General features: G+C 32.2%; 8 protein-coding genes and 3 pseudogenes. 3 read left to right on the forward strand and 8 right to left on the reverse strand.

Translation table 11 applies throughout. From position 1 onward, the window contains the following. The first annotated feature begins 513 nt into the window (after nt 1-513). Nucleotides 514-942, forward strand: a complete 429-nt coding sequence (locus AC3B5D_RS03890; RefSeq protein WP_489839407.1) for a YjdF family protein — start codon at nt 514-516, stop codon at nt 940-942. Between the two features lie 1785 nt (nt 943-2727). On the opposite strand, the gene AC3B5D_RS03895 is transcribed toward AC3B5D_RS03890, so the two are convergent. From AC3B5D_RS03895 to AC3B5D_RS03910, 4 genes and pseudogenes are all read right to left on the reverse strand, one after another. Next, a complete protein-coding gene (locus AC3B5D_RS03895; protein WP_489878290.1) occupies nt 2728-2964 on the reverse strand; it encodes a S41 family peptidase in 237 nt (78 codons plus the stop codon). A 646-nt stretch (nt 2965-3610) separates the two neighbouring features. Further along, nucleotides 3611-3895, reverse strand: a pseudogene (locus AC3B5D_RS03900) (IS110 family transposase); the annotation flags it as partial. A 26-nt stretch (nt 3896-3921) separates the two neighbouring features. Continuing rightward, nucleotides 3922-4155 carry an IS110 family transposase gene (locus AC3B5D_RS03905; protein ID WP_489839400.1) on the reverse strand — a complete coding sequence of 78 codons (234 nt, stop codon included), beginning with the start codon at nt 4153-4155 and terminating at the stop codon, nt 3922-3924. A gap of 356 nt (nt 4156-4511) precedes the next feature. Beyond that, nucleotides 4512-4712 (reverse strand): hypothetical protein, encoded by a 201-nt coding sequence (locus AC3B5D_RS03910; protein WP_489839404.1) that lies wholly within the window; start codon nt 4710-4712, stop codon nt 4512-4514. Nucleotides 4713-4773: 61 nt separating this feature from the next. Here AC3B5D_RS03910 and AC3B5D_RS03915 point away from each other — a divergent pair, with 61 nt between their 5' ends. Continuing rightward, nucleotides 4774-6333: a hypothetical protein gene (locus AC3B5D_RS03915; RefSeq protein WP_489839403.1), complete on the forward strand. Its 1560-nt coding sequence runs from the start codon at nt 4774-4776 to the stop codon at nt 6331-6333. A gap of 2695 nt (nt 6334-9028) precedes the next feature. Here the strand turns inward: AC3B5D_RS03915 and AC3B5D_RS03920 are convergent. Further along, nucleotides 9029-9172: a hypothetical protein gene (locus AC3B5D_RS03920; protein WP_489839402.1), complete on the reverse strand. Its 144-nt coding sequence runs from the start codon at nt 9170-9172 to the stop codon at nt 9029-9031. 1154 nt (nt 9173-10326) lie between these two features. Between AC3B5D_RS03920 and AC3B5D_RS03925 the strand changes: the two are divergent. Then, nucleotides 10327-11041, forward strand: a pseudogene (locus AC3B5D_RS03925) (transposase). 310 nt (nt 11042-11351) lie between these two features. Here the strand turns inward: AC3B5D_RS03925 and AC3B5D_RS03930 are convergent. The 3 genes and pseudogenes from AC3B5D_RS03930 to AC3B5D_RS03940 all read right to left on the reverse strand — a co-directional run bounded on the left by AC3B5D_RS03930 (nt 11352) and on the right by AC3B5D_RS03940 (nt 12339). Continuing rightward, a complete protein-coding gene (locus AC3B5D_RS03930; RefSeq protein WP_489839401.1) occupies nt 11352-11711 on the reverse strand; it encodes a transposase in 360 nt (119 codons plus the stop codon). Nucleotides 11712-11740: 29 nt separating this feature from the next. After that, nucleotides 11741-12079 (reverse strand): annotated as a pseudogene (locus tag AC3B5D_RS03935) (IS110 family transposase); the annotation flags it as partial. 26 nt (nt 12080-12105) lie between these two features. Then, complete coding sequence (locus tag AC3B5D_RS03940) at nt 12106-12339, reverse strand: IS110 family transposase (RefSeq protein ID WP_489839400.1); 234 nt, start codon at nt 12337-12339, stop codon at nt 12106-12108. Nucleotides 12340-12506: the final 167 nt, after the last annotated feature.

The following is a 12506-nucleotide window of genomic DNA, read 5'->3' on the forward strand; positions in this document are numbered from 1 at the left end:
ATAAATTAAGAAATTATCGGCGATTGTTATGATAACTAACCTTATAGAAACTACATAATTGGTCTATTTAATGTAAGACACATAGCTGTTAAATTTTTGTAACTATATTTATGGTTAATTTATCATAAAATACAAACATTTAACTTTGGAGATATACCTAATATTAATCCATTTTAAGTGTTTTAATTATGCGTAAGTCCTTTAGAATAAAAATATGCATGTAATTTCATCGATATAATGACGTGATAAAATAAGTGAAGTTATGATGCTTTTCTATTTAATATCACAACCACTTATATTTCTATAAAGTGCAATGTAATAATCTACTTAAATATTGATTATTTGTTAATATCTAAGTAAAATATTTATTTACTTTTTCCTTGTCAAAGAGTATATTGTTCGTGGAAAGTTAAAACACAGTTTGGTTGGTAGTCCAAACATAATAATTTTAATTATCAGTATCCCTCCTCCTGGGTCGTCCATCTTTCCTATTTATTTTAGGAGGAAAGCATTATGAATGTAGAAAAAAATCAGTTACTGTTAACAATCGTTTTTGATCCACCTTTTTATAAAGCTATTTTTGAAAGTAATTCGGCGGAATCTTATGAAGTTGCACAAATTAATTTGGGAACATCAGATCCTGGACTACCCTTAATTTTAAATTTAGTAACTAACCGTTGGAATAAAGTACGATTTTTCAAACAAAAACAATCTGAAAAAATTGAATTAACTAAAAAAATTAATCCTAAGCGTAAACAACGGCTAGCTAAAAAATTCGTTCAAAAGGGTATTAGTTCAAAGTCGCATTTAGCTTTAAAAAAGCAATTAGAACAGACTAAATTAACCAATAAAAAAAATCGTAAACTCAATAACGAAAAACTAATTGAGAAAAAATATAAATTAAAAAAAGCTAAGCGGATTGAAAAACGTAAAGGACACTGAAAAATTTCTATATTAAAAGAGCCTGGCTTTGTTATAAAGTTAGGCTCTTTTAATGGTTTAAGATGAAAGTAATAACAAGTATAAGCAAGTTTATTTACATCAACGACTTTGTTAAATTTTGTTTTCATTATTTTAATACCCTAATTCTTGTAAATAATAAAAGAAACCTGTCTGGAAATTTTCGAAGCATATAATACAATTTAAAACTCCTTATGCTTCAACACGAAGGAAATGAGGTGTACCCGGAAAGTTAAAGTAAAAATTTAACTTTCCGGGTATTTTTATGCCTAAAATTTCAAAACAAACGAAACTAAAAGAAATCTATAAATATTTAAACGGTATGGGTAGTATAAAGAAAATTTGTCATAAATACTATTCTAATAATAAGAAATTTCGAATACTTTTAGCTGCATATTGGACAAATGGTACAGATGTCTTATTTAATCCGCCAATTGTTACACCAGAATTTCGTGTACAAGTTGCCTTATGGGCAATAAGAAATAATACATCACAATAACGGAAGTATCAGCATATTTTGTGCTATACAGGTATTGCAAAAATTCTGCATTGGAAGCAAATCTATTCACAATTAGGTCCAAATGGGTTATTGTCTATACACCCTAGATGCCTAGAAAACCTAAGAAACACCTTAATAAATCTGACAATCGATGATGAAAATTTAAGTTTAACAATCGAGAATGAATCTTTAAAATTATCAGCCTTGATTCAGTAATCGCAACAACAAATCACAGAAGTGGTCTACCGACTCGAAACACAATTAAGATTTGATATATTGCGAGGGTTACCAATTTCTGACGCAACTTATCATTATTTGAAACGACATTTTAATCAACTAAACGAAAAGCAAGCACTAGGAACAGTCATTCAGACTATCTGACATTATAGTGTTTTCCGCGTTTAGTTGACTTTAAGGAATATGGATACATTTTAAAAGGAGTAATCATAAGAAAGTACAACCTTTAATGCATGACATGCACCTTGGATACTCAAAAGTACCAGAAGGAAAACGTGTGAAAAATCGCTGACATCGTAAATTTAAAACAGATAGCCCTAAGCCAAAAAATTAGTTAGTGATGTCACTGAATTCAAGGTACCTGGTACAGGTGAAAATATCTATTTGGAGGCAATTATAGATTTATATAATATATGAAATTATCGCATACTCATTAGATAACAATTCTAATTTGGTATTTACTTTATGACTCCTACAACAGTTGTTTAAAAGACTACATAAATTATCATATTGAACAACTATTCACAACAAACCAAGGCTAACAATATCGATATCGCACATGGCGTAAATTACTCAAGAAACACTATGTGTTTCAAAGTATGTATCGTCGTGCGACCTGATTAGATAATGCAACTAACTATAGAAAGTTTTTTAACAAACTTAAAGTAGAAATTGGCCTTTTGAAAAATTATGAATCTGCACAAGAATTAATGAAGCAAGTCAAAGATTGGTTGATGTATTACAATACATCCGCGCATACAAACAAAATTAGACGGTACATTGCCAAAATAATTTCGATAACTTACAGCCTAAGAAATTGACTTTCAGAGTACATCCCACACACTATAAAATATAGATTCTTTCTTCGATGTTGCTTAGAACAAGAAATTTAACTATATAATTTTTTAATGAGCTAATATCCATTTGTAGGCTTGAATAACTAGATCGCTGCTTTGGACATCTGGCTTAATTTTGTCATTGAACAGTACCTGACCGTTATTTATTCTTATTTTACCAACAGTTATATTTATCTAGGCACCATTATACATAGTGTCAGTATCATTGACACTAGTATACCCAGCAGTTTCAGTACCAAAACTTTTAACATTTGTATTAGTTTGTAACGCTAAAGCCGTTAATTCACCTGAGCTAGCAGTTCCCTGATTTAGAATTACCGCAACAGGTATATCTTTAAATTTTTTTATCTTGCCGCTTCCAATTAGTGCTTCGCAATTTTGAATAGTTACCAACATCTTCTGTGTGATCACTCAAAAAAGCCTTGCCGCTTAACCATTCCGCGATCTTGATAATTATCTCTAAAAAAATGTTCCGCACTAATTAAATTTTGCTCATTATCCATAAGTATTTCCTACCGACTAGACCAGCTCGTTGAATCATCGTGTCCTCTTGGCTTAATGAGAATAGTTTCCTACAAGTAGTCAAGTTATTATTTACTTAAAAAAGAGTGCACTAAAAGAACAAACCCCCCTTTAAATTTTTAAAATCACTATGATTTTTACGAGATTATACATACATCTAATTAAGTGATTTTCAGCACCAATAACTGCTACCATGTGAGGTTTATTCATAGGGACAGTTTTTAATTTATAATAATAATCCACAACATGATTTTGAATGCGTCTTTGGTTAAGTAACATTGATCGAATCATTTCATAAAGAAATATACGTGCTTTTGCGTTACTATGTCGCCCAATACGGTCACGCATAATTTTTGACCAGATTTATATCTTTGGATATCAATGCCTACAAATGCATTGATCTTTTTAGGAGAATAAAATCGCTGGATATGAAAGACGAGACATCTCTATTAAAGCTTCAGCTTTTTCAAGAGCTAGTTTTTCGATATTTTCTTAGTTGTACTTTTTAAAATCAGATGCTTTAATTTCGTTCTTGTCATGCCATTAAAGCATCTGGATGAGGAAATAATCTGATAAAAGTAAGTGCCAAGGTCGAGGTAATCGGGTTAAATAATTTATTCATTTCAGAAAATGACAATTCTAGACCACGTCTCACACGATTTGAAAAAGCTCTGATGTCTTCAACAACTTGTAAATAATTATTAGATAAAGTTTTTAGTTGTTGATAAATATCTTCAGTGTTAAATCGCACAACAAACGCTGGATCATCAGCAATACTTGCCAAAGCACGTGCATCAGAAACATCCGTCTTATTTTGTCTTAAAGTCTGTAATTTTAAATGTGAAGCTAATGTATTAAGTCTATATCATAATCTGTAAAGAAGCGTTCAAGTGGTTTAGAGTATACACCAGTTGATTCGAAAATAACATTTGGTATTTCGTCCAAACAACAGAAAACACAATAAAACTTTTGAAAGTCAACTTTATTGTGATGAACAATACCTTCATCAATAATTTTGCCATCTTGAACAACAACATAATGACTTAACCCTTTACTCACATCAAGAGCCATGTTAATCATCTTTTTGTCCTCCTAATTTAGATTTATACAAATTTACTGGTAAAAATATTATGCACAGTATTTATTTTCCTTACACAAGCTAAGTGGCCAAACATATTAAACTAATTATATGCACATTTACCTGGCCAGTTTGACATATTCGAGTTGATTACCCAATGGTACTGTCGACCTTATAAATTTGTACACTTTAATTATAAAATTAAAGAAGCAGGAACAGATATCGTCATATCTGTTCCTGCTTCTAATGTTAATATGTTTGACCAATAACTGAAAAATTTGATAAATTTTCTGACATGCTTCTTTATTTTGAATTAAAACTGTTTTGTTTCAACCTCTATTTTTACTTAAATTTATTTTTAATGCTTATGCTTTGCTTTTATCAAGATTAATCTACTTACAAGTACAGCCACTACTGCAAGTAATGTACCATAAATTTGCTTATTATCATTGATATTATTTACAAACTTAACTGCTGTTTTAGGTAAATCTACGCTGTCATCACTCTTTGTCAAACCAACTTGTTTTTCTGATAATGTTGGCTGATTAGTATTACTCATTACCATAGAATTTTTAAGAGGTTCAGTCGCTGCATTACGATGTGCAGTATTATCACTACCATTGTTCTGGTTACTTACGTTACTTGTCGATGTATCGTTACTTGACGAACTGCTACTGTCTGATGACGATGAATTACCTGGTTTGCTTACATCACTCGACGATGTATCATTACTTGATGAACTGCTACTGTCTGATGACGATGAATTACCTGGCTTGCTTACATCACTCGACGATGTATCGTTACTTGATGAACTGCTACTGTCTGATGACGATGAATTACCTGGTTTGCTTACATCACTCGTCGATGTATCGTTACTTGACGAACTGCTACTGTCTGATGACGATGAATTACCTGGTTTGCTTACATCACTCGTCGATGTATCATTACTTGATGAACTGCTACTGTCTGATGACGATGAATTACCTGGCTTGCTTACATCACTCGTCGATGTATCATTACTTGATGAACTGCTACTGTCTGATGACGATGAATTACCTGGTTTGCTTACATCACTCGTCGATGTATCGTTACTTGATGAACTGCTACTGTCTGATGACGATGAATTACCTGGTTTGCTTACATCACTCGTCGATGTATCATTACTTGATGAACTGCTACTGTCTGATGACGATGAATTACCTGGCTTGCTTACATCACTCGACGATGTATCATTACTTGATGAACTGCTACTGTCTGATGACGATGAATTACCTGGCTTGCTTACATCACTCAACGATGTATCGTTACTTGACGAACTGCTACTGTCTGATGACGATGAATTACCTGGTTTGCTTACATCACTCGTCGATGTATCATTACTTGATGAACTGCTACTGTCTGATGACGATGAATTGTTTGGTTTATTGTTAACATCACTCGACGATGTATCGTTACTTGATGAACTGCTGCTGTCTGATGACGATGAATTACCTGGTTTGCTTACATCACTCGACGATGTATCGTTACTTGATGAACTGCTGCTGTCTGATGACGATGAATTGTTTGGTTTATTGTTAACATCACTCGACGATGTATCGTTACTTGATGAACTGCTACTGTCTGATGACAATGAATTACCTGGTTTGCTTACATCACTCGTCGATGTATCATTACTTGATGAACTGCTACTGTCTGATGACGATGAATTACCTGGTTTGCTTACATCATTCGACGATGTATCGTTACTTGATGAACTGCTGCTGTCTGATGACGATGAATTACCTGGTTTGCTTACATCACTCGACGATGTATCGTTACTTGATGAACTGCTGCTGTCTGATGACGATGAATTACCTGGTTTGCTTACATCACTCGACGATGTATCGTTACTTGATGAACTGCTGCTGTCTGATGACGATGAATTACCTGGTTTGCTTACATCACTCGACGATGTATCGTTACTTGATGAACTGCTGCTGTCTGATGACGATGAATTACCTGGCTTGCTTACATCACTCGACGATGTATCGTTACTTGATGAACTGCTGCTGTCTGATGACGATGAATTGTTTGGTTTGTTGTTAACATCACTTGACGACGTATCACTACTCGATGAACTTTCAGAGCTTGAAGCAGCACCATTACCAGTATCAGGAGTCGGATCAACATTTACCGTATAAGTTCCTGAGAATAAATCAAAATCTGGTGACCCTAGTTTATCACCGTCACCTTTTTGTGACCAATGAAATGTGAATTGATTATTCGGTAACTTTTGATTAACCGTAAAAATTTTTGTTTGGGAATTGTAAGTGACTCCTTCAGGTAAATCAGTAATACTGATCGGTAATTTTTCACTAAGATAAGTATCTAATAAGTCACTTAATTTAATGGTATTTGTTTGAATAGTTTTTTCAACAGTTTGTCCAGTAAACACATCAACATTTCCTATTTTTCTCGAATCTTTAAAGTTGGTCCAAGAAGTTAAATGATTATTATTAAATACCTCATTATTTGTTCCTATTCCTTGTGAAAAAATTCCTGTTGGAGTATCGCATTTAACTTCAGTTAAATCATTATAAGAAAATGCCGACATACCTAAATTTTTTACAGTATTTGGAATAGTTACTGATTTTAACTTTGCCCCGGTAGTAGTTGAATATTCATCATGGCTAAAAGCGAAAGCATTTATTCCTACTACTGTATAATTTAGGCCATATGATACTTGACTAGGAATGACCAAGTCAGTTTTAGTTCCTCTATAATCGTTTACAGCTACTTCATTAGTGCTATTTTTTACTTTTCTATATCCTATTCCTTGACTATCATAAAAATCTGTTTTCTCAGAATAAGTCCAACTACGAGATTGTATTTTATTTGGAGTATCTCTAACAGAGGATGGGGTGATTACATCTGCAAAGATAGTATTGAAAGGACCATCATCCAAATATATTGATCCCAATAGTAACGAAGAACTAAAAACTAAAAAAAAATTACTTCTTACTTTCATAACCTGACTATTCCTTCTATTCTTTATTTTCCATCAAATAAAATTAACAATATTAACTTTATATAATTATAACTTAAAAATTAAAATTTAAAAATGATTTAATAAGTAATAAAAAAGCTAAATCATTTACTAAATCACCTTAAATTAAATCTTTTACTAAATTTTCATTAATTATTCTAAGATGAAACAATTTATATAAAAAAGAAAATTGGTAAAATTTAACTATGTTCAAAATGTGCTTCTTAGTTGCGTACTATCTCTGCTTATAATTTCTTTTAAGCACTTTTTCATTGATAAATATAATTAAATTCAGAAAAAACGTTGAAAAACATCTCACCGCTTTAAATTCACTAACTTGGATTATTTAATCTGAGTCTTTTTTTATTGTAATTTCAACTTTATCTAAAGGTTCAATTTATTCTATCGCATTTTTTAACGTACTTTAATTTATTGCAAACCCAGCTTCACCCTGATCAATGAACAACTTTATTTGTTTATCCAAACCATTTCTATTATGTTCTTTCAACATCTCTACAACTCAACTACGTGTTGCATAACACCTTCAATTGACTTGCTTAATTTGACTATTCAATTATTTAAATAATGGTCCTCGGCTATCACGATATATGATTAATACGTGCCTAAGTGTAGATCTGGTGACTAACTGCTCCACTAATGACATTTGTCTTATCTTGACGCCCTACTGTTTAATCATCATCTAATGTAAATACATTTGTTAAGCCTAGTGTATTTGCTACACCAGTCGCTACAAACCAAACTTCGTTATCAATTTCTACTGTTCGAACATTCATTGTTCAAAGTTAAATACTGTTTGCCATGTTTAAGACTCCTTATGCTTCCTGTAATTGTTATTGCTTGAATTTAATGTATTCAGAAGATTTGTTCCAACGTTCTTCATCAAAGAAGCGATGTTGCGATGTTGCGATGTTGCAATCTTGCATTCGTCCTATATCATTTTTTTAATCAGATCGCTCATTTCACTTCTGATGATTCCTAAGAAACCTTAGATGTGCTTTTGCAAGTTTTGCTTGCCAATTTACCTCCTTTCTATAAAGGATTATACTAGTCCTCTTCAAGTTGATAGTCGAAATAATAGGTTATTGGTCGAATAGTAATGATAGTAGAATTATTTAATTGAAGAGCTTAAACATTAAGCAACTGAATCTTTCATAAGTTTGGCTCCTTTTTGTATGTAGTTTTTATTCGCAAAGCTATAGACAAAAAGAGGATTCATTCTTCCAAAAGCAGGTTCCGCTTCAATTTTACGTCAAGCATAAATTATAGCTTTTGTTTGGTCGTTGAGCCTTTCACGCATTTTAGCTTTTTGATATTTTCATGATGGATTAACTTATATTTTCCGTACATTTCGTTTAGGAGTAAGAGCTTCCAGAATAATCTGGTTATTTTCGTCTTTTAATTCTGATTGGTATACCTTAAAATCACGAGTTATACCTGATTTATCGGTACGTTTACTATAATTATGAAAGGTAAACATTAAACCATTTTTATCAATATACTCATCATAATCCTAGTTTATATCACTCTGCCATTTGCAACTATTTTCGCGAAGTATTGTGCCATAGAGTATTAAGGCTGTTGAGCGGGTATTTCATCTTCGATAAAACGATAGTTTGGTGCAGAACCATAACCTATATTAGCTGCAATAAAATTACTTAAGATATGTTCTCTTGCCAGTTTATTTAAAAAAATTAATATTTTTGTATCAGTTGGCCGTTGATAAACATCATAATATAAGAATATATTGATTACTTGTAGCCATTTGTACATTATAAGTGAGGTTTTAATTAACTGTTACGTGTTCCTAAATTATCAAAATATTGCCTATATTATTGTTTATTTTTAACCTTCAGTAAATGATGAGTTTGTGATTTTAAATGGCGACGTACTTGTTTAGCTGGATTAGGAGATATTTTGGCTGTCTGATTTAAACCATCAATTCGCGCCTCAAGGTGCGCAATAACTTTGTCCATCTCATCTAAACTCGGTTCAGCTTGTTCTAATTCAGGTAAATCAGTTTGTGTCTGTTTAATTTCATGAATTAATTTTTTTCTTTTGTTTGATTTAATTCACTATAACGAATTGTGTTTTTTCGCTAAACGAATGAATGTTTGTTCGCATTAGCCAATATATTTTAGTGTTATCAATAAAAATAACATCATCAATTAGACCTAATTCAAGTAAGCGAGAACATATATAGGTAATCATATCATTGATTATTTGATATGAAGGATGCTCTTTTAAAGGTTTATAAACCGTAGATTAGTTGATTCATGTTACGATGTTTATACATTTTCGTTATTCTTTTCAGGGGTAATCTAAAGCGGTGAGGGTGCTTTCCTAACACTTTTTTTATGACTTTAATTATAACTACAAACATAGTTTACAATGAAAATGCGGCTCTATACTCTTTAGCGAGAAATTTTTACTTTCACGCTTTTTTTGCTCTTTTTCACAAGAAAAAGGTTTTACAATATTTGGTACTGATAGCTAATCTGACAGATTAGTCATTAGTGCTTTTTTGTTGTTTTTGTATAATTCATTTATAAACACCAAAAAACAGACCAGCACCCACTAGTCTGTTTCACAAAATTCCTTTGAAAGGACCTCTAACATGGATAAGTATATCAAGATTTTACTTGGAATTAAAGACACACGTATTGAATTAACTGATTAAGCCCCGGAGGTGATGACCGCTGTCTTAAAAATGACATTCGACAACAAATTTAGCATCTAAAATTATCTTATGATAATTACCGTCCTAACTAAGCTTGTACAACATATTGCTTCACATGTTACTAATATATTTAATCAGCTAGCAATTCACAAACAAAATGCATCTGCCCACAATGTCATCGAACAGCACTAGCTGAATTTTCTGATATTAAACCTGTTAATCATATCATGACGAATGTTAAACAAACAGCTGCCATGGAGTTAAGTGAAAATGTTAGCTAAAAACATATCGCCCAAGCCTATAACATTTCATCACACACTGTGATGCGTCAAGCGCAAGGACTCTTTACTTACAACAAAACAAGTTTTCATTATCTACCTCAGCATATTGCTTTTGATGATTTTAATGGACAGTACAACCCACCGCGTGTATTAGATATCATACGTGAACGTGGCGATCATAGTCTTTGCCATTTACTTTGAGCAATATTCAGCAGCAGCACGTGCTGCTGTTAAAGCCATTACAGTTGATTTATTTAGTCCTTACCACAATATAATTCATGACTTGTTTCCACACGCTCAAATCATCGCCGACAGATTTCATGTTGTCACACAAGTTTACCGTGCATTAAACCAAACACGTATCCAAACTATGAAATCCTATGGTACAGATTCACGAGCTTATCGTCAGTTAAAGCGATATTGGAAACTGCTTTTGAAAGATGAAACCACTTTGAATTATACTGATTTTCGAAAGCGTCGAAACTATCATTATGCTTATTTAACCGATCAAGAGGTCATCGATCGATTATTAACCCTATCACCAGAGCTACGTTTTTATCAAGACATCCTTTACGCCGTGCGATATAAAGATTTTAAACAACTGCAAACAGCTGTTACAACAAATACGCAAGAAACTCGTTTCCAACATCTGCCAGAAACTATGAAAAAGGCCCAACGGACCTTGCGTAAGAACCTACCAGAAATTTTCAAACGGTCCCGTTGAAGGGGCTAATAACAAAATTAAAGCCATTAAACGGACTGCCTATGGTTTTCGAAACTTTAACATGTTTCGTTTGCGCATATTAATTGACTTCAAAGATAGTTTTTATTCGCAAAGCTACAGACAAAAAGCAACTAAATTTATGAAAAATTCAGCTGCTTAATGTTTAAGCTATTCAATTAAATAATTCTGCTATCAGTACAATTTCCTACAAGTAGTCAAGTTATTGTTCACTTAAAAAAGAGCGCACTAAAAAAACAAAACCCCTTTTAAATTTTTAAAATCACTATGAATGATTAGTACGAGTATAATCATACATGGTATTGAATTTTACGAGATTATACATACATCTAATTAAGTGATTTTCAGCACCAATAACTGCTATCATATGAGGCTTATTCATAGGGGCAGTTTCTAACTTATAATAATAATATGATTTTGAATGCGTCTTTGGTTAAGTAACATTGATTGAATCATTTCATAAAGAAATATACGTGCTTTTGCGTTACCATGTCGCCCAATAGGTCACGAATAATTTTTTGACCAGATTGATATCTTCGGATATCAATGCCTACAAATGCATTGATCTTTTTAGGAGAAAAAAATCGCTTAATACACCCAATTTGCCCAATAAATAAAGATAAAGATAGTTCACCAATGCCTGGAATAGAAACTAGATATTTAAATTCGGGTAGTTCTTGTACTAAATTAATTAGTTTGTTTTTCAAATATTTTTGTTCTTTCTTATAGCTTTCTAACATATTTACTAGGTACAAAGTATGATCAATTTCTACATCATCCATATCAATAGCTGGATATAAAAGACGAGACATCTCTAATAAAACTTCAGCTTTTTCAAGAGCTAGATTTTCTTACTTGTACTTTTTAAAATCAGATGCTTTAATTTCGTTCTTGTCATGCCCATTAAAGCATCTGGATGAGGAAATGGTCTGATAAAAGTAAGTGCCAAGGTCGAGGTAATCGGGTTAAATAATTTATTCATTTCAGGAAATGACAATTCTAGACCACGTCTCACACGATTTGAAAAAGCTCTGATGTCTTCAACAACTTGTAAATAATTATTAGATAAAGTTTTTAGTTGTTGATAAATATCTTCAGTGTTAAATCGCACAACAAACGCTGAATCATCAGCAATACTTGCCAAAGCACGTGCATCAGAAACATCCGTCTTATTTTGTCTTAAAGTCTGTAATTTTAAATGTGAAGCTAATGTATTAAGTCTATATCATAATCTGTAAAGAAGCGTTCAAGTGGTTTAGAGTATACACCAGTTGATTCGAAAATAACATTTGGTATTTCGTCCAAACAACAGAAAACACAATAAAACTTTTGAAAGTCAACTTTATTGTGATGAACAATACCTTCATCAATAATTTTGCCATCTTGAACAACAACATAATGACTTAACCCTTTACTCACATCAAGAGCCATGTTAATCATCTTTTTGTCCTCCTAATTTAGATTTATACAAATTTACTGGTAAAAATATTATGCACAGTATTTATTTTTCTTACACAAGCTCAATGGCCTAACATATTAAACTAATTATATGCACATTTCCTGGCCAGTTTGACATATTCGAGTTGATTACCCAATGGTACTGTCGA

Source organism: Weissella sp. ESL1177 (assembly GCF_058107185.1).

Bases quoted from the DNA above. Each gene is read 5' to 3' on its own strand.
- AC3B5D_RS03890 (WP_489839407.1), top strand. From the start codon at position 514: ATGAATGTAGAAAAAAATCAGTTACTGTTAACAATCGTTTTTGATCCA.
- AC3B5D_RS03905 (WP_489839400.1), bottom strand. From the start codon at position 4,155: ATGATTAACATGGCTCTTGATGTGAGTAAAGGGTTAAGTCATTATGTT.
- AC3B5D_RS03910 (WP_489839404.1), bottom strand. From the start codon at position 4,712: ATGAGTAATACTAATCAGCCAACATTATCAGAAAAACAAGTTGGTTTG.
- AC3B5D_RS03920 (WP_489839402.1), bottom strand. From the start codon at position 9,172: ATGGACAAAGTTATTGCGCACCTTGAGGCGCGAATTGATGGTTTAAAT.
- AC3B5D_RS03930 (WP_489839401.1), bottom strand. From the start codon at position 11,711: ATGTCTCGTCTTTTATATCCAGCTATTGATATGGATGATGTAGAAATT.
- AC3B5D_RS03940 (WP_489839400.1), bottom strand. From the start codon at position 12,339: ATGATTAACATGGCTCTTGATGTGAGTAAAGGGTTAAGTCATTATGTT.